General features: G+C 43.8%; 14 protein-coding genes and 1 pseudogene. 2 read left to right on the top strand and 13 right to left on the bottom strand.

What is annotated here, in order from left to right:
* Positions 1-150: 150 nt before the first annotated feature.
* From ftsX to hpf, 6 genes are all read right to left on the bottom strand, one after another.
* Positions 151-1,044, bottom strand: coding sequence for a permease-like cell division protein FtsX (gene ftsX / locus AC6F33_RS04950; protein ID WP_500777873.1), 894 nt, complete (start codon positions 1,042-1,044; stop codon positions 151-153).
* The gene (gene ftsE / locus AC6F33_RS04945) at positions 1,034-1,729 is read right to left on the bottom strand and encodes a cell division ATP-binding protein FtsE (protein WP_255746647.1); all 696 of its coding nucleotides are present in this window, start codon (positions 1,727-1,729) and stop codon (positions 1,034-1,036) included. Before ftsE ends, ftsX begins: the two co-directional genes overlap by 11 nt.
* Before the next feature lie 748 nt (positions 1,730-2,477).
* The gene (locus tag AC6F33_RS04940; RefSeq protein WP_500777872.1) at positions 2,478-3,374 is read right to left on the bottom strand and encodes a YitT family protein; all 897 of its coding nucleotides are present in this window, start codon (positions 3,372-3,374) and stop codon (positions 2,478-2,480) included.
* A 194-nt stretch (positions 3,375-3,568) separates the two neighbouring features.
* Positions 3,569-4,667 (bottom strand): peptide chain release factor 2 gene (gene prfB / locus AC6F33_RS04935; RefSeq protein ID WP_500777871.1). Its coding sequence is split into 2 segments (ribosomal slippage): positions 3,569-4,603 and positions 4,605-4,667, totalling 1,098 coding nucleotides; the frame shifts between segments, so codons are not numbered across the junction.
* 28 nt (positions 4,668-4,695) lie between these two features.
* Positions 4,696-7,215, bottom strand: a complete 2,520-nt coding sequence (gene secA, locus AC6F33_RS04930) for a preprotein translocase subunit SecA (RefSeq protein WP_500777870.1) — start codon at positions 7,213-7,215, stop codon at positions 4,696-4,698.
* A 463-nt stretch (positions 7,216-7,678) separates the two neighbouring features.
* Entirely contained in the window at positions 7,679-8,221 is a 543-nt protein-coding gene (hpf, locus tag AC6F33_RS04925; protein WP_255749724.1) for a ribosome hibernation-promoting factor, HPF/YfiA family, read from the bottom strand.
* A 410-nt stretch (positions 8,222-8,631) separates the two neighbouring features.
* Between hpf and AC6F33_RS04920 the strand changes: the two genes are divergently transcribed.
* On the top strand, positions 8,632-8,766 hold the full coding sequence (locus AC6F33_RS04920) for a hypothetical protein (protein WP_500777869.1): 135 nt from the start codon (positions 8,632-8,634) through the stop codon (positions 8,764-8,766).
* Positions 8,767-8,918: 152 nt separating this feature from the next.
* Here AC6F33_RS04920 and fliT read toward each other — a convergent pair whose 3' ends face one another.
* From fliT to AC6F33_RS04890, 6 genes and pseudogenes are all read right to left on the bottom strand, one after another.
* The gene (gene fliT, locus AC6F33_RS04915) at positions 8,919-9,263 is read right to left on the bottom strand and encodes a flagellar protein FliT (protein ID WP_500777868.1); all 345 of its coding nucleotides are present in this window, start codon (positions 9,261-9,263) and stop codon (positions 8,919-8,921) included.
* A gap of 1 nt (position 9,264) precedes the next feature.
* The gene (gene fliS / locus AC6F33_RS04910) at positions 9,265-9,660 is read right to left on the bottom strand and encodes a flagellar export chaperone FliS (protein ID WP_500777867.1); all 396 of its coding nucleotides are present in this window, start codon (positions 9,658-9,660) and stop codon (positions 9,265-9,267) included.
* Positions 9,661-9,688: 28 nt separating this feature from the next.
* Complete coding sequence (locus tag AC6F33_RS04905; protein ID WP_500777866.1) at positions 9,689-11,293, bottom strand: flagellar hook-associated protein 2; 1,605 nt, start codon at positions 11,291-11,293, stop codon at positions 9,689-9,691.
* A 16-nt stretch (positions 11,294-11,309) separates the two neighbouring features.
* On the bottom strand, positions 11,310-11,681 hold the full coding sequence (gene flaG, locus AC6F33_RS04900; protein WP_500777865.1) for a flagellar protein FlaG: 372 nt from the start codon (positions 11,679-11,681) through the stop codon (positions 11,310-11,312).
* A gap of 204 nt (positions 11,682-11,885) precedes the next feature.
* Positions 11,886-13,130 carry a flagellin N-terminal helical domain-containing protein gene (locus AC6F33_RS04895; RefSeq protein ID WP_500777864.1) on the bottom strand — a complete coding sequence of 415 codons (1,245 nt, stop codon included), beginning with the start codon at positions 13,128-13,130 and terminating at the stop codon, positions 11,886-11,888.
* A gap of 354 nt (positions 13,131-13,484) precedes the next feature.
* Positions 13,485-13,706 (bottom strand): annotated as a pseudogene (locus AC6F33_RS04890) (transposase); the annotation flags it as partial.
* A 443-nt stretch (positions 13,707-14,149) separates the two neighbouring features.
* Here AC6F33_RS04890 and AC6F33_RS04885 point away from each other — a divergent pair.
* Entirely contained in the window at positions 14,150-15,379 is a 1,230-nt protein-coding gene (locus AC6F33_RS04885; RefSeq protein WP_155217839.1) for an IS256 family transposase, read from the top strand.
* Here the strand turns inward: AC6F33_RS04885 and AC6F33_RS04880 are convergent.
* Complete coding sequence (locus AC6F33_RS04880) at positions 15,376-16,134, bottom strand: RipA family octameric membrane protein (protein ID WP_500777863.1); 759 nt, start codon at positions 16,132-16,134, stop codon at positions 15,376-15,378. The genes AC6F33_RS04885 and AC6F33_RS04880 overlap by 4 nt on opposite strands.
* Positions 16,135-16,493: the final 359 nt, after the last annotated feature.

Raw genomic sequence — 16,493 nt, 5'->3', positions numbered from 1 at the left:
ACACAGTTTACCCGCAACGAATCGTTCGCTGGGCAAAATGAACTTAGCTCCTATCATACAACAATGGCACGCGATTGTCTCGAACCATGGAGACAGCTTCGCACCAAGGCTGCCTGATGTAAAAAAAACCACCTGACATAGCGGGTGGCTTCAGACTTTCAAGAATTTTCGCACTGAACTCATACTGCCCCAAACACCGATCAACGCGCCGATACCCACTAAGAGCAGGCTCAGGTTCGTTGTCATGGTGTGATAAGGGATCAGTCGGATGAACATCTGCTGCAGGTTGCCCCCAAGATTATAATAGGCAAATCGGTAAACAACCATAACTAAAACAACAGGAACAATTGATCCGAGCACGCCCATAACCAAGCCTTCGATGAAATACGGCCATCGAACAAAGGCGTTGGTTGCACCGACAAGCTTCATGATCTCGATCTCCCGCCTGCGGGCTACGATCGTCAGCTTAATCGTATTTGCGATCAAGAATACAGAAGTAAACAGCAAACCGATAATCAGGACGATACCGACGTTTCTCGCAATGTTGATGAATCGGAACAGCCTTTCAACCGTCCCTTTTCCATAACGCACATCCGTGACATTCGGAAGACTCTTCACCGTTTTTGCGACCGCGATCGTCTGCTCCGGTTTATTCGTTTTTAAGATATATGCGTTCGGCAGCGGATTTTCTTTTTTTAGATCCGAAAAGCTCTGCTTATCGTTACCGAGGCTCTCCATTAAGCTGTCTAATCCTTCTTTTTTCGATTGGAAACGAACGGATTGAACATTCTTGACTTCCTTCAGATCTTTTTGCAAAGCGTCCTGCTCTGCCTGCGTCATCGATTGATCCAGATAGACACGCACTTCGACGTCGCTTTCAATATCTCCGGCAATTTTATTCAAGTTGAACATCACCATCAGGAAAAGTCCGACGAGAACCAGCGACACCGTAACTGCGCTCACCGAAGCGAAGGTCATCCACCCGTTTCGACCGAGACTCTTAAAGCTTTCATTCACGTGTCTTCGCAATGTTCTAATCTTCATAGCCATAGTCACCTTCCTGCTGATCGCGCACAATCATGCCGCCTTCAAGCGCCAATACTCTGTGCCTGATCTTGTTGACGATGTCTCTGTTGTGGGTCGCCATAACGATCGTTGTCCCTTGCTCATTGATCCGCCGGAACACATCCATGATCTGCCACGACGTTTCGGGATCAAGGTTTCCTGTCGGTTCGTCGGCGATCAGTACAGGCGGACGGTTACAAATCGAACGTGCGATGGACACACGCTGCTGCTCACCGCCGGACAGCTGATCTGGGAATGAGCGCAGCTTGTGCTTCAGACCGACGAGATCAAGCACTTCCATCACACGACGTTTAATTTGCCGCGGGTGCTCTTCAATAACCTCAAGCGCAAAAGCCACGTTTTCATAAACGGTCAGCTTCGGAAGCAGCCGGAAGTCCTGGAACACAACGCCGATCTTGCGGCGGAAATAAGGCACCTGCCGTTCTCTCAAATTCGCAATGTTTTTATTGTTAATGAAAATTTTGCCCCGTGTAGGCTTCAATTCTCTGAAAATCATTTTTATAAACGTCGACTTCCCTGCGCCGCTTGGCCCGACGATGTAAACAAATTCACCTTGTTTGACAGACAGATCAATGCCGTTCAGCGCCATAACCCCGTTCGGGTAGGCCTTCCAGACATTTTGCATCAAAATAACGTCATCCATAAAGTTCCTTCCCCCAAAATCCTTTTTCACTTTTTTTGTCACATTCTCTAAAAATCTGTCTGATTATGCATTTCTATGTAAACCATTCGCACGAAACACAAGAATGGGAGGGTTGCCCGCATCGAAAACATGTTCGGATGCATTCCCATTGCACCAACCTATGTAACCTATGAAACAATCATCATTATACCATCCGAACCCTTCAAATGGCCGATGAAAATTATTACATTTCAATTTCAAATGAGATATCGAAATGAAACGAATGCTGTCGAATGACCGCCGGTAAGAAAAACTGGGCAAAAGTGCGAGATCCTTACTTCCGCAGGATGCAGCGGCCTTTTGTATTGCGTACAGAGCCTGTGCATATAGCGAAAGATCCTTCACTAAGTAACAAGTGAAAATAAGCGGAGATATTCCTGTTATTTGCATCATGGCACTTGTTTCGCCGGTCAATAAGGGCAATTTTTCCGCTTATGCAAAGCAGAACCCTCCATTTTCACATTTTTCGATTCGATAAGCGGAATTTCTCCGTCTATTTAAGCTCTATTTTCGTTCATTTTCTAAATAAGGGTAATCTTTTCCTCTATTTATCAGATTGCGCACCTACCTGATCTCCTAATCGATAAGCGCAGATTGGGAATCAGCATCTATGACCATATCGTCGGATCAGCAAGGAAAAACGCTAAACTTTCCTTTTCCTGTAAAAAACACGCGAGGGTCGTCTCCCCGCGTGTTAAAATAAGCTGTCTTATGTCCTTTGATAAAATCCTTTCCCGAAAACCTCAGTTGCGTTCGTAATGATGAAAAAAGATTCGGGATCAATCGAACGGACAAGCTGCTTCAAATGCGTCAGTTCGCCTTGTGAAACGACGGTCATCAACATCGGACGATCATCGCCGGTGTAGCCGCCTTGACTGGTGATGCGTGTCACGCCTCGATCAATCTCATCCAGAATCGCCTGACGCATTTCAACCTCTTTATCCGAAATGATCAGGGCCATCTTCTCTGTATTGAAACCAAGCTGAACCACGTCAATCATTTTCGCCGTTAAGTAGATGCTGATAAGTGCATAGAGAGCAGCTTCAAGCGACAAGAAAAATGCCGAAGTTAAAACAATCAGTCCATCCAAAATGGAAACGCACACGCCAAGCGACAAACCGCTGAACTTTTGAATGATTTGACCGGCAAGTGCTGTACCGCCGGTTGACCCGCGGCCGCGGAACACAATACCGAGCCCAATCCCGGTACCGACTCCTCCAAACAATGCTCCGAGCAACGGACTCTCAGTCGCCGCCGGCATACCGGCCGTAACAAACACAGCGAACGGAAGCGCGACCGTCCCCAGCAAGGTTTTCATTGCATAATCCAGATACCCGAAGCTGCGTCCAAGGATAAGCAACCCGATCACGAAAATCGGTACATTCAAGCCCCAGAGCACGTAGGACGGCGCCCAGCCCAACGTCCAGTGAAAGACGATGCTAATCCCGGCCACGCCGCCGGACGCAATATGCGTCGGCAGCATAAACACATTGAACGTGATCCCCACAATAAACGAGCCAATAATTACGAGTATATAATCCATGAACAATGCTGTTTTTCCCCGATTAGGGATCACATGCTTGTCCCTTTTTTTAAAAAATTTCATGCAAAAGCTCCTTTTCCCGATGCAAAATTAGTCGAATGCTTTTATTCTAATGCATTCGCCACAAAACGGTCAATGCACGCAAAAAACCGCTATTGTGATCGGTAAAAAAATATCACGTCCAATTTCGCGGGTCACTTCGCTTCGAAAACAAAAAGAAGGAACCGGATCTACCGGTTCCTTCTAATATTCATGGCTCACAAATGCAAGCGCAGGTATGCATCAATAAACGGATCGATGTCGCCGTCCATGACGCGGTCCACGTTGCCGATTTCGACGTTGGTGCGGTGATCCTTAACCATAGAGTATGGGTGGAACACATAGGAGCGGATCTGGCTGCCCCAGCCGATTTCCTTCTGTTCGCCGTGGAGTGCAGCCATTTCGGCTTCCTTTTTCTCCTCTTCCAATTGAAACAGGCGCGATTTCAACATTTTCATCGCTTGATCACGGTTTTGGAACTGTGACCGTTCCGACTGGCAGCTGACAACAATTCCGGTTGGAAGGTGCGTCATACGGACCGCAGACGATGTTTTGTTGATATGCTGTCCACCGGCACCGCTGGAACGGAAGACATCGACGCGCAAATCTTCCGGTCGGATGTCAATCTCAATATCATCATCGATTTCCGGCACCACTTCACATGACACGAACGAGGTGTGACGGCGTCCGGCTGCGTCGAACGGTGAGATACGCACGAGACGATGAATACCTTTTTCCGCTTTCAAGTAACCGAAAGCGTCCGGTCCCTTGATCAGCAAGGTAACACTCTTAACCCCGGCCTCATCACCCGGCAGATAGTCGAGTGTTTCGACAGCGAAGCCTTTGCTTTCTGCCCAACGCGTATACATACGCAGCAGCATCGACGCCCAATCCTGGGCTTCGGTACCGCCTGCGCCCGGATGCAGCTCCAGAATCGCATTGTTGCGGTCATGCGGGCCGCTGAGGAGCAGCCGTGTTTCATATTTGTTGAACGCTTCCCGTGCCTCGCCGAGTGATTCCTCGAGCTCAGCTTTGAGATCCGCGTCATCCTCTTCTTTGACCAGTTCATAGGCAACCTGAAGATCCTCGAATTTCGATTCAAGGTCGGTCAGACTGTCGACCTTGCCTTTTAATTCATTGGATTCATCAATGACCTTCTGGGCTTTTTCGTTATCGTCCCAGAATCCAGGCATCGACATTTTTTCATCCAATTCGGCGATCTTTGCCCTCTTGTTATCTAAGTCAAAGAGACCCCCTAAACTCTTTGAGACGCGTTTCCATCTCATCAATTTCGTGTTTCATTTCAGGTAAATCCATGTTCATCCTACTTTCCAATTTCCACAGATCATTTTCCGTGGCAGTTTTTATATTTTTTACCGCTGCCGCACGGGCACGGATCATTACGGCCGACATGCACCTTGCGCTTGATCGGCTGCTTTTTCACCGGTTCATCGTCCTGACCGCCGGAGATCACGCGCAGTCCGTGAGTCACACGCTCACGCTGGATCGGCTGTTCCTCGCGGATTTCCGCCTTCATCAGGAAGTTGACGATTTCTTCGTCAATGCTTGCTACCATTTCTTCAAACATCTTGAAGCCTTCGATATTATATGCGCGGTACGGGTCAACCTGACCATATGCCCGCAGATAGATACCCTCGCGAAGCTGTTCCATCGCGTCGATGTGATCCATCCACTTCGTATCCACCGTACGCAGCGTGATCACGCGCTCAAATTCGCGCATACGTTCTGACGTGAATTGTTCCTCTTTCTCGTCATAACGAGCAAGCGCCTTCGCATACAAGTCTTCAATCATTTCTTCCGGATCCTTGCCGTCAAGGTCCTTCAGAGTCAGCACGCCTTCGTTGAAAATCTTCGCATTCAGATAGTCAATGACCGATTGAAGATCCCATTCTTCCGGTACTTCTTTTTCCGGAGTATGTGCATGCACAATATTTTCAATGACAAGCTTGATCATGCCTTCAATATCTTCACGCAAATTCTTGGATTCAAGAACTTCCATACGCTGCTTGTAAATGATTTCACGCTGTTGACGCATGACATCATCAAATTTAAGCAATTGTTTACGGGCATCAAAGTTGTTACCTTCAACACGTTTCTGAGCAGCTTCCACCGACCTGCTGACAAGCTTGCTTTCGATCGGGGATGTATCGTCCATACCGATTTTTTCCATCCAGCTCTTCATTTTATCCGAGCCGAACCGTTTCATCAAGTCGTCTTCAAGAGACAGGTAGAAACGCGATTCACCGGGATCGCCTTGACGACCGGAACGACCACGCAACTGGTTGTCAATACGACGGGATTCATGACGTTCCGTACCAAGAATGAACAGACCGCCGAGATCAGCCACACCCTCGCCGAGCTTGATATCGGTACCACGACCGGCCATGTTGGTAGCAATCGTTACAGAACCTGCTTGCCCTGCATTCTCAATGATCTCTGCTTCACGCGCATGGTTTTTCGCGTTCAAGACATTATGCGGAATGCCGCGCCTTTTCAGGAGCTTCGAAATCAATTCCGATGTTTCAACGGCAACCGTACCGACAAGCACCGGTTGACCACGATGGTACAGCGTCGCAATTTCTTCCACAACCGCATGGAACTTGCCCTTTTGCGATTTATAGATTAGATCCGGATTATCAATACGAATCATCGGTTTATTCGTTGGGATTTCAATAACATCCATGTTGTAGATACTCTGGAATTCTTCTTCTTCCGTCTTCGCCGTGCCGGTCATACCGGAAAGCTTGTGATACATACGGAAGAAATTCTGCAGGGTGATCGTCGCCAGCGTCTTGCTTTCACTCTGGATCTCGAGACCTTCCTTAGCCTCAATCGCCTGATGCAAGCCTTCACTGTAGCGGCGCCCCTGCATCAAGCGGCCGGTAAATGGATCGACGATGATAATCTCACCGTCTTTAACCACATAATCCTGGTCGCGGTGCATAATCGCATGTGCCTTCATCGCTTCGCTGACGTAGTGGTTTGTGGTCACGTTTGAATAATCATACAGATTTTTGATTCCAAAGAAGTTTTCCGCCTTGGTCATGCCTTCTTCAGTCAGCTGCACCGACTTCGTCTTCAGATCAACCGTGTAGTCCTGTTTTTCCGTCAAAAGACGTGCAAACTGATTGGCACGAACATACAGATCCGTTGATTTCTCCGCATTACCGGAAATGATCAGCGGCGTACGCGCTTCATCTACCAAAATGGAGTCCACTTCATCGACGATCGCAAAGCTGAGCGGACGCTGAACCATTTCTTCTTTATAAAGCACCATGTTGTCACGCAGATAGTCAAAACCGAACTCACTGTTCGTACCATACGTAATATCAGCAGCATAGGCTTCTTTCTTTTCCTCAGGATTCAAGCCGTTAATATTCAAGCCAACAGACAGACCGAGAAAATTATACAGCAACCCCATTTGCTCTGCGTCACGTTTAGCCAAATAATCATTGACCGTAACCAAGTGTGCACCCTCGCCGGCAAGGGCATTCAGATACAGCGGCATCGTCGCAACGAGCGTTTTACCTTCACCGGTTTTCATTTCGGCAATGTTCCCTTGATGCAGTGCGATCGCACCGATCAACTGAACATAATAAGGCGTCATACCAAGAATACGTGTTGATGCTTCACGAACAACCGCAAAAGCTTCCGGAAGCAGGTCGTCCAGCGTCTCGCCATTCTCCAACCGCTGTTTAAATTCCGGCGTCTTCGCCTGCAGCTCATCATCACTCAGCGCCTTCATTTGGTCGGCATAGGTCTCAACCACATGCGCTAACTTTTCCATCTTGCTGAGCTTGCGGAGACTGGTATCTCCTAAAACTCGTTTGAGCATTCCTATCATGCCTGCATACACCTCATTTAAGATTTCTGATTGAGCGCCACATGCCCGCGCCATCAGTAACAATCACTTGTATCATGCGTTCACGTATGAACCCGTTCAAAAAAAACACTTCTTCAATATGCTCTCTATTTTAACAATATTCGCCTACGGTGACAATTACCCACGACAAGAATCACTGAACCCTCCGCATCAATGCGGAATCATTCACAAAACTATTCGCCGTGTGCCCCGCTTTTCAGGGCGAGCATCAGTCGATAGGCAGATCACAACATCTTCCATTATACGGCAAAATGTATGCCAAGAAAATAGAAGAACATTTCGAAAAAAGCAGCTTAGAGCAAATAGGCTGCGCGAGATCCCGTATTCAGCGTACCGGCTTACGTATGTGCACATCCGAAAATCCGAAAGGGAGAGATTCGCGTGCGCGAATCTCTCCCCAGTTGTATATAAACACACTTATTCGTTATACCTGATCGATCAAACCAAATCGCCCGTCTTTACGGCGGTAAACCACTGCGGTCGTATTGTCCTCCGCGTTATTGAAAATATAGAAGGAATGGCCGAGCATATCCATCTGAAGGATCGCTTCGTCAACCGTCATCGGTTTGAACACAAAATGCTTCTTGCGGACAACGTCAAGTGCTTCCTCATCCTCAACTGTCTTCGTCGCCGTACTGTTTGCATTTTGAAACGCTTGTTTCACACCTTGACGACTCTTACGATTGAGCTTCGTTTTATGTTTCTTGATCTGACGCTCAAGCTTGGAAACAGCCAAATCAATCGCTGTATAAAGATCTTCCTCGCCTACCTCAGCTCTCAGGAGAAGGCCTTGAAGCGGAATCGTAACCTCGACCACTTGTTCTTTGTTGTGGACGCGCAAATTCACACGTGCGCTTGTATCAAGCGGTGTGTTGAAGTACTTTTCCAGTTTGCCGATTCTTTTCTCTGCATAATCCTGCAAAGATGATGTCACTGTGATGTTTTCCCCGCGAATAATAATATCCATGAGAAAGCCTCCCTTCAATACTATATACATTCGCTATTCCCGTCCCAATTCCTTCCCAAACATCAAAATATTTTTACAAAAAGCATCTTGCTTTTTATATTTTCGACAAAAGCAGCTTATTTAAACACGCAAACGCATTCATGCATAATAGGTATTAATAACATGCAATATTCCAATTGAAACACAGCATACAAAAGAGCCAAATTGTATTGACGCTGCCTGTTCCAGCACATATAATGATTACGCAAACAAGAAATAACACAGCGTATTCACGCGGTGTTGTCCAACATTTTCCTTAATAAACTCAAGAAATTCGTGTTAGACTATCTAACACCTTTACACGTATATGATTCATAACGCAAAGGCTATAAGCGCGACGGTGACCATATCTCATAAAAGGGGTTTTGACCATGTCAGTCAAAAAAGAAGAAATCATCGAATTGTTCGAAAAGCTCAATGAAGATGAAAAAGAATCCACCTACAACTACTTGCAATTTCTCGCAAGTCTAAACGAACCCGAAGAAGCTGCCGTAGTTGCCGAATAAATAAATCCAGTTTCTCGATCGCCCATCCGTTAATCCTAACGGGTGGGCGATTTGTTTATCGAAAAGGAAAATCAAAAATGAATCAATGATCTTAGTATATGAAAAAATGGGCGGTTGGTGAAAAATAAAAAATCACCGCGTCTGCAGTGATCTTACTCCCTCTTATCCAAAAACATACCGTCTTTGGTTGGGCCACCATATGGATTGCGATAACGATTGACCGTTTTTTTTCTGTGCCGGAATTTGCTCATGTCATTCGTGATTTCTTGCTTAATCGACTGTAGTGATTGATTGATCCGTTGATTCATCTCATCAATTTTTCGTTCTATTTGACGATCCGAGTCACTGCAATGATCCGGCAATTTCTTCAGAAGTGTTTCTCGCGAATTAAGCAACTGCTGCAGTTTCTCGATAAACGCATCGCGATCCTCACGCTCATAACCCTTGATCAATTCATCCAACTCAACCGTCTGCTCATAAATCTCCTGAAGCACCATCTTAAGCTCGATCCCGCTTTGGTTGATTCTTCTGCGTGATTTCAATAACCTGCTTCCATGTATCACGAAACTCAGCCACAAACCCTTCGACTTCATCAAGAATCGCTGCATCATTCTTGATATTTGCTTCAATCAGGCGGCGATTCATGTAGTCATACATCTGCATCATACTCTTAGCTACTGACTGTTTTTGATCAAGCGTGACCATGAGTTCACAAATTATGTTCTGGGCTTTCTGAAGATATGTGTTTTTGTTCTCCAAGTTATTATCAGCCATAGCGAGCTTTGCCTGTCTGATAAACTTGATACATCCATTATAGAGCATCAAGGTCAACTCACCCGGTGTAGCTGTGAGCACAGAATTTTTTTGGTAGCTTTTATATGCGCTTGCCTGCATTTTTTGAACCTCCTAAAAAAGGCTAATCTCATGAACTCGTGAACTGTGACAGATACGAGGCTTGACTATTAGCCTGCTGAATCGCCGCTTCCATCGCATCGAACTGAGTATAATATCGGGTTTGGATATCCTGAAGCCGTAACTTGAACGCATCAATTCGGTCATTCATATCGTCAATCGATTTACCCATCGAATACTGAGTATAGACCATATTCGTGTTTCCAGCTTTATCCTCAATCTGATCCATTGTATTTTTCAAGGTTGTATTCAAGCGCTGCATAATACCCTGTGATGAGGACGTAGTCCCAGTATTAGAGAACATTTCCATCACTGCTTGTGGATCGGTACTGATCGCTTCTTTTAGTTTATCTTCATCAATAACCAGTTTCCCTTTATCAAGGTAATCCGTACTCGTTGTAATGCCAATCTCAGATAATTGGTTCATTTTTGTATTACTTGTGCCATTAACTGATGTATACAGATCCATACGCAATTGACTCAAAGCGCCACTCAAAATGCTGTCATTGGCAAGCATTCCGGATTTCGCTTTATCTGTCCAGTTTGTGATATCTGAGTCCTTCATCGTTGATTTCTGAGCATCCGTTAAAGGCGCATAAGAGCGATTTCTCGTTTCAGATATTTTATCATTTATTTGTTTGATCGTGTCATTGTATTGAGTGACAAAGTCAGAAATAGATTTAAATACAGCATCCGTATCTGTCCCGATGTTAATTGATGCAGATCCTTCAAAAGAGCTTTGTAAATTAAAGGTTACCCCGCTAACAGTAAAGGTGTTCGAATGACGAGATGTAGTAAGCCCATTTAAAGTAAACTTAGCATCTGTACCGTCCTGCTCATTTTCCGATTTCAAATTTAATGTATCAGTCAGAAAACCCTCGCTGAATTCAATTTCCGCGCCTGTGTTAGCAATTGGTTGGTCATGTTCATCTACTTTCTGTGGATTGTTATCTCCAGTCGCTGTCCTAGTCATTGAAACTTGTCCCGTTGCCGAGTCATAAAATGCGTTTACACCAATATCCGAGCTTGTAATATCTGCCATGATCTTATCAAGCGATGTTTTAGACGAATCATATGAAAAATCATGATTTTTTGGTACTCCATCATTATAAGTTGTAATCGTAAAAGTAATCGTACTACTTAAGTTGCCGATGAAGTCTGACTGTGTCGATAAATTGGCAGACGAATCAAATTTAGTTTTGTCCGTCACAATTGAACCATCACTTTGGTTATGTGCTGCTGTCGCCATTGTCACATTTGACAGAGTATAAGCTACATTACCAGAATTCGCTCCACCAGTAGCTGTCACTTTAGACGGGTCACTCGATGTAGCAGTTTTCGCTAAATAAGGTCCTTGCATTTTCAACTTTTGTGTCGTTGCTTGCAGGTTGCTTAGCAACGTATTCATCGAACGATAATCATCACGTTGCCACTCTGTCAACTGTAAATTCTGCTGCATCTGCACAAGCGGTTGGCTCTCCGCAGTCATAAGTTTTGCGACAATACTATCTACATCAATGCCGCTAGCAAGACCACTAACCCGGCTTGTATTTGTTGCACCAATCATACTATTAATTGAGTCGATTGATACACTGTTTGAACTTGAATCTGCCATGCTGCTCACCTCTTTATCAAACTCTTTTATTTACAATTAATCCTAACTTCTCAGCAATGGCCGCGTACATGTCCATAAATTTCTTCGGGGGGATTTCCCGGATCACTTGATGTGTTCTGACATCCTCAACCTGCACATAATACTTGTTTAATTTATCATGGAGTACATAGTGCATTTCTGTCAAATCCGGATTTAACAGTTTATTTGCTTCCGAAACCAAGTCTTCCAGCTGTTCTTTATTAAAAGAAGGATAGGTTCTCTCCTCTTTTATATTCTGATTTTCTTTTGGTAGATTATGTGCTTGATTTGTTTGTATATTCCTTTGTGATGTGGATACTCCATTACCATGATTCTGCAAAGCTACATCAAGTGAAACATCACCGTTCATGTCCAGCCCTCCCAAAGCTGCAACTTTTTCTTCTACTTTAAATATCGGTATCGTTTATAAAAAGTTTAGACGACTTATTTTTTCGTTTCAACAGTTCTTAAGTTTTGCAAAAATCCTTACCAAAATAAAAACGAACCTCCAATGATTCAGAGATTCGTCTTTACATTTGCTATCACTTTAATTGTTACTTCAATCCATCATCAATTATCTTAGGAGTTGGAGAACACCCTGAGGGAGCTGATTTGCTTGAGCCAGCATAGCCTGAGCTGCTTGGTTCAGAATATTGTTCTTCGTGAAGTTTGCCATTTCTTTGGCCATGTCAACATCACGAATACGCGATTCAGCAGCCGTCAAGTTTTCCGATGACGTGCTCAAGTTGTTAATCGTGTGTTCAAGTCGGTTCTGATAAGCACCAAGCGCAGAACGTTGTGTTGATACGGCATTGATTGCCTTGTCGATCGTTGTAATAGCACTATTTGCTGCTGATTGTGTTGAAATGTCAGTACCGCCAACAGAGATGCTCATATTTGCTGTTGCAGCAGCATCAAGAGCTAGCACAGTGGTACCATCAATCGTTTTAAAGTTTTGATCATCATCTGATGTAGCAACAACCTTACCATTGGAATCCGTAATAGTAGATGCTCCAGAAACAAAATTAATGGTGTAATTTCCAGCCTGTATGCCACTGTTTGTAAATTCCGATGTTCCCGTTGCTTTGCCATTTTCAATGGTGATTGTGCCAGAGTCCACTTCTTGAGTAAATACGAATTTATCATCAGCTTCGCCAATTGCTGCCGTCCACGTTAAATTATCCGATGTAGATGCAACAACATTTCCGTCTGCATCCTTTAAATCTGTGCCATCAACAGTGTAAGTTCCATCAGCAATATCTTGGGCACCAGTTTTAGTATAGGTAACTGACGAAGAGTATTGAACAGTACCGGCAACTCCAAGTGCAAAAGAACGCATGTCACTTACAGAAATGCTAAGATTTTGATCCTGATTCGCTCCAATTTGGAATGTTCCAGAAAAACTACCATCAAGTAATTTTTGTGTATTAAATTCAGTATCCTTACCAATACGTGAGATTTCCTGTGCTAATTGATCGACTTCTTTTTGCAGTTCCGAACGATCTGATGTTGTATTTGTATCGTTGGCCGATTGTACAGACAGTTCACGCATACGTTGCAAAATGTCATGCGTTTCATTTAATGCACCTTCAGCTGTTTGGATCAGTGATACACCATCTTGTGAGTTCTTTGTTGCCATATCTAATCCACGAATCTGACCGCGCATTTTTTCAGAGATTGCAAGACCAGCAGCATCGTCACCAGCACGGTTAATACGAAGACCTGAAGACAGTTTTTCAAGAGACTTCTGAGTTGCTGCGGTGTTTTTGCTCAAGTTGTTGAGTGTGTTCAACGCAGCAATATTGTGATTAATAATCATAAATTGTTTCCTCCCTGAATTATGAATTCCCACGTCCATGTGGAATAGTATTTAGGCAATCGGAAAGGCGCCTTTCCAACCGCCTTACAATCTATATATCGTCATTAGGAAAAAGATGTTTAGCAGACTAGGGTATTTTTTCATATTTTTTAACAGTATACTTATCTGCTTGAATTACCATTTTCTAAGCATCTCTTCCACTTTTCCTTTATCCGCTTGTTCATTTTTCAAAAACACATTGAGAGATCGTCCTACAGATGTTCATTCATGAATGCCTAAGACTTATAGTCGACATTCAAGACTGAAGTCTTTTGAAAGATTTTGTGCTCAAAGCACCCTGAACTCTGGCTGAACTCATTTATCAATCTTGAAAATATCCTTCTTGATTTTATTTGATTGGTAGGCATTATAAGTACGGATGATTTCATCAGTCAGCGTTCCGACCGTTGCACAAAAATAGCCTATGAACCATAAGTGCTGACTCCAATACCATTTTTTCAGTTCTGAAAACTCATCCTTCAATAGTACAGTACTTTGTGCAAGACTCGGCTTAAAGGAGATCAGCAGATGAATATGCTCTCTTTCCCTACATTCTCTTGAAAAATGATAACTCTACGAGCTTCGCATCCCTGTCGGAACAGTCCACGTATTCAAATAGAAATTTGACCTTACGGCAGCTAAAATCGATATTTGACCATGCTCATTCCCTTTTTACTTATCGTTTTCTAAATAACGACTTCTTTTAATAAATGCTTTTCTCTCTTCTATTTTTATTTTTTCACATTCGCTAACAACAGTTGAGGCCGTATAATTGTGTAAAAAGGGGGGTCTAAATGAGAGAAAAATGACGAGTGGGTGTTCTGTTTTCCCGGAGGGGGGCCGGCCCCCCTCCGGGAAAACAGCGAGATCCTTCTTCCTCGCTTCTCTCTCTCATTTTTTTCATAGAAAATGAGCCGGAGCCCATCATCTCAGTTAGAATAGAGTTGTCGAAAACCAAATTCTAAAGGAGAGACTCAGGGATGGCTCAAGTACAGATTACTCTAAATGAACAACTTCTGCATCAATTATTTCTTGGTGATGCGAAAAAATCAGGAATGAACGCCCTTTTGGAGGCGATCTTAAATCAAGTGTTAAAAGCTCAGGCCAGTGAACAGCTTAAAGCAGAAAAATATGAACGCAGCGATGCCCGAACCGATTACCGAAATGGTTCTTATCCGCGTCAATTGAAGACACGTGTAGGAACGCTCACACTGGATGTACCCAGACTGCGTAATGGTCATTTCTCAACGGATCTTTTCAATCGCTATCAGCGCAGTGAACAGGCACTGGTCCTCTCCTTGATGGAAATGGTCATCAACGGTGTTTCAACACGCAAGGTGAGTCAGATTACGGAAGAACTTTGCGGCACGGAGTTTTCGAAAACGACCGTTTCAGATCTTTGCGGACATCTGGATCCGATGGTCTCGGGCTGGAACAATCGTCCACTGAAGGGAAACTACCCTTTTCTCATTGTTGACGCGGTTTATACCAAAGTGCGTGAAGATGGGCGCGTTCGCTCCCGAGGTGTCCTGATCAGCTATGGAATCAATGATCTGGGCTATCGAACCATTCTTGGTTTGAAAATCGATGACAGCGAAAGCACGGACGCTTGGAAAAACTATTTTGACTGGCTGAAAGCTCGTGGCTTGAAAGGCGTTGATGTCGTGGTGAGTGATGATCATGGCGGTCTCGTCAAGGCGGTCCAAAAAGCCTTTCAGGGAGCCACTTGGCAACGGTGTCAGGCTCATTTTCTACGCAACGTGCACGATCGGCTCCCGAAGTCCCTCAAGCGCGAGGGCACCGAGCAGGTGAAAGCGATCCTTCAGGCACCCAATGTCCAAACGTCTCAGACCTTACTCCAATCGTTTCTAGAGACGTATCAAGAAAAGGTCCCTCGAGTAACCGAGCTTGTCGAAGCTGCTTTTGATGATGTGACCGCCGTGCTCACCCTACCAGAACCTTATCGTCGCCGTCTACGCACAACAAACGGTATGGAGCGCCTCAACGAAGAATTCCGTCGTCGCGAACGGGTGATTCGCATCTTTCCCAATCGTGAATCAATCCTCCGAATCATGGGTTCGCTGCTCATGGAGCAGAATGAGAAGTGGTCGAGTCGCTGCTATCTGAAAATGAATGAGTATTTTAGTTGGAAAGCCAAGCAACATCAATCGGAAAAATCGAGTAAAGTGACGACGATTTATCCCAGTTAATGATCTGTTCTAACCGAGATGAATTTACACAAGAAAAAAGACTTGACCCTAACAACCGATGATTCCAACTTTTTATTAATAGTCAGAACTAAAAATATTATAAGAATCATTAAGCAAACTATGGAAATTAATACCCAACCACTATTAATAATCCATTGCCAGCCAAAAATTTTCATTAAAACTAACACGATTAATAGAATTGAAATGACACCCCATAAAAGTTCAATAAATAGTGATAGTGCTAAATTAATTTTTGAAACGGAGTATGGATGCTCCGATAGCCAGTTTCGCTTGATGACAGGGTTGGGATTAATCGCCATTTTATAAAGTGGTCCTATAAAATCATCTTCTAACATTTCGACATGACGCTCCCAATTATTTTGCCAATATTTACTTCCTTTATTAACCAAAGTCCAGCAATGTGATACTACAAAACCGAGTATGGCAACCAAACAAAGAGAAAAAAGCTTTGTTTTAGAATGAAGTATTGAATGATCATTGTTTGTGAGAATAGCAAAAAATCCAGCGAATAACACAGCAATGATTGTCCAAAAATAAGTTGCACGTTTCCAATAAAGATCAATCTCAAATTTGCGAATTTCGATTGCTGCAAACAATGCTTTTTCTTTTTTATCCTTCTTTTGTGAGCCGTTTTGACATCTTGAATAATCATCATTAAACTGCTCATTATATTTTTTTTTACAATCTACGATTCTATCATCATTACACGATATTTTATCCTTATTTTGAGTCATGATCAGAATCCTCCTACGACTGAATAATAGCTGGTGTTAACTTGACCATTAGTCGATAGTTCTTATAGTCAATTTCTTTACTGTCTGCGTATTCCCATATCTTAAACGACTGCTCCACGAGCATCTTCTATTCATCCTCCACATTTAAGATCCCATCCAACACAGTAAGAAATAGTTGTTAACCATTAGTTTGAATTTCAAATAAAAGGTTTGATAAAATTTCTGTGTTTCAGCGTTTAACAAATAAGAATATTTTCCCACTTGAAGGATAATTATGCCGTTGAAGTTATCTAGTGGCTTACCATCTTTCCTTTCCGTAACTAAACAAGTCAGGATTAGAAGAGTAATCTAATGATGTT

This window comes from Sporolactobacillus sp. BBK16-2, from assembly GCF_059878335.1.
The sequence above is the reverse complement of the archived record's forward strand: the minus strand, read 5'-3'. Positions and strand labels throughout refer to the sequence as shown.

Bases quoted from the DNA above. Each gene is read 5' to 3' on its own strand.
- ftsX (WP_500777873.1), bottom strand. From the start codon at position 1,044: ATGAAGATTAGAACATTGCGAAGACACGTGAATGAAAGCTTTAAGAGT.
- ftsE (WP_255746647.1), bottom strand. From the start codon at position 1,729: ATGGATGACGTTATTTTGATGCAAAATGTCTGGAAGGCCTACCCGAAC.
- AC6F33_RS04940 (WP_500777872.1), bottom strand. From the start codon at position 3,374: ATGAAATTTTTTAAAAAAAGGGACAAGCATGTGATCCCTAATCGGGGA.
- secA (WP_500777870.1), bottom strand. From the start codon at position 7,215: ATGATAGGAATGCTCAAACGAGTTTTAGGAGATACCAGTCTCCGCAAG.
- hpf (WP_255749724.1), bottom strand. From the start codon at position 8,221: ATGGATATTATTATTCGCGGGGAAAACATCACAGTGACATCATCTTTG.
- AC6F33_RS04920 (WP_500777869.1), top strand. From the start codon at position 8,632: ATGTCAGTCAAAAAAGAAGAAATCATCGAATTGTTCGAAAAGCTCAAT.
- fliT (WP_500777868.1), bottom strand. From the start codon at position 9,263: ATGGTGCTTCAGGAGATTTATGAGCAGACGGTTGAGTTGGATGAATTG.
- fliS (WP_500777867.1), bottom strand. From the start codon at position 9,660: ATGCAGGCAAGCGCATATAAAAGCTACCAAAAAAATTCTGTGCTCACA.
- AC6F33_RS04905 (WP_500777866.1), bottom strand. From the start codon at position 11,293: ATGGCAGATTCAAGTTCAAACAGTGTATCAATCGACTCAATTAATAGT.
- flaG (WP_500777865.1), bottom strand. From the start codon at position 11,681: ATGAACGGTGATGTTTCACTTGATGTAGCTTTGCAGAATCATGGTAAT.
- AC6F33_RS04895 (WP_500777864.1), bottom strand. From the start codon at position 13,130: ATGATTATTAATCACAATATTGCTGCGTTGAACACACTCAACAACTTG.
- AC6F33_RS04885 (WP_155217839.1), top strand. From the start codon at position 14,150: ATGGCTCAAGTACAGATTACTCTAAATGAACAACTTCTGCATCAATTA.
- AC6F33_RS04880 (WP_500777863.1), bottom strand. From the start codon at position 16,134: ATGACTCAAAATAAGGATAAAATATCGTGTAATGATGATAGAATCGTA.